Source organism: Paenibacillus sp. JT22N1 (assembly GCF_059692155.1).
In genome coordinates, this window is the sequence record NZ_JCAUAW010000061.1 from 1 (window position 1) to 1,680 (window position 1,680).

Below are 1,680 nucleotides of genomic sequence, written 5' to 3' on the forward strand. Positions count from 1 at the left end.
TAAGAGCGCCTCCTTGATGGTGTTGGGTTAAACCCTTTGACAAACCCATCATACCGAGGCGCTCCTTTTCTTTCAAAGTCCAATTCTTAGGACTAACAGGAATGTTTACTTCAAAGGAAACGGCAGCCGATCGTCTGGCCGGCTGCCGTCGTGTCTTCATTGAGCTATAGTTTCTCGATAGCTCAGTATTCCCCAGAATAGCGTTTCGTGATCCAGGAAGGCTTCATTCAATTCGGATTTCCCTAGGATTCCTTATGTTTATAACCGTCAACTATTAAATCCAACTTTCCTGTTTCCGGGTCGATTACAAGGCCATGAACTGGAATTTTTTTTGGCATGAGGGGATGGTTCTTGACCGTTTTCACGCTTCCTTTGACGGAGTCTTCAACACTATCAAAACCGTGTAGCCATTGTTGCAAATTAATTCCGGAACTTTCGAGGGTGTCGATAGTTTCGGAAGATATGCCGTTCTCCTTCATTTTATTAATGGTTTCGCTAGGGTCAATACAGCTCATCCCGCAATCATGATGTCCGACCACAAACACTTCATCGGCATTTAATTCATATACAGCGACAATAACGCTACGCATAACGCTGCCAAATGGATGCAAAACTATCGCTCCAGCATCTTTAATGATTTTGGAATTTCCATCCTTTATATTTAATGCTCGGGGAAGAAGGTCGGTAAGTCTTGAGTCCATACAAGTTACAACAACCATCTTTCTATCTTTGAATCTAGATGCTTTATATTTTTCAAATTCCTTCTTCTCTACAAACTCCGAGTTAAAGTGTAACATATCATAAAGTCGGTCCAAGCTTCTCACCTCAATTTCTCTCTTGATATCTTATAATCTTATCATAACCTACGAAGCACCCTCAACATGCCAAACCGTATTCTTATTAGATGGTTTTGATAAATGAATCTTGTCCTGCAACATCCATGAAAAGCAAAAGAACCATCAGAAGCGCTACCAATACGCAACTGACGAAACTGTCGTAATGATTGGTAATGCAGGGTTTTGAACCACTGTCCAGCACTTAAATGTCGTGGTTTTGCATGGACAAGGATTCAGAAAAGCGAACCGTGGCTTGCCAAAACCACAATCCCTCGCCGCATGTTGCTTAGGTTGTTCGGGGAGGTTGCGTAACAGTGAAAGACCATAGGGGCGAAATAATACCACTCTCCGAATCCCGGCCGACATTTGCAAGTAAATGTTCTATCGCGATGAGGGATTTCCAATCATCCTCCAGAATACCGATCAGGTGTCTGCTCTCTTAGCCATCATTCCATTATTGTAAATCATAGCACACACTCCAATTTGGATATTTTCACTATATTCCTACGTCATAACCAGGAACAAGGTAATGTTCGATTATAACCGTTTGTTGGTCTTTGTCTTCCCCTACAACCTACCATGCCATCATAAAATCTATCATTCGTCACGGCATGCTGCCCGTTAGTACAACAGGCCACCGAGTTTATCACCGGCAGCATGTTTGATCTTTGTTATGAAGCTATCGTTCACCGTTAGTTTAATGTGTTCCATGAAAAATCACCGTTTAATAGAGGTCCGCTTGGGCGCATATTGTTCGTTGAAAAAAAAAGTAGAGGGGGTTTTCCATTTTATACGGTGGTTTACGACTTGAAAGACGGCGAAACCATTTGTCACCATGTCACCC

At 42.3% G+C, this 1,680-nt stretch carries 1 protein-coding gene; it reads right to left on the minus strand.

Going from position 1 to position 1,680, the window contains the following annotated elements:
* Positions 1-242 precede the first annotated feature (242 nt).
* Positions 243-815: a beta-class carbonic anhydrase gene (locus AC58UU_RS39845; RefSeq protein WP_497323032.1), complete on the minus strand. Its 573-nt coding sequence runs from the start codon at positions 813-815 to the stop codon at positions 243-245.
* Positions 816-1,680 lie beyond the last annotated feature (865 nt).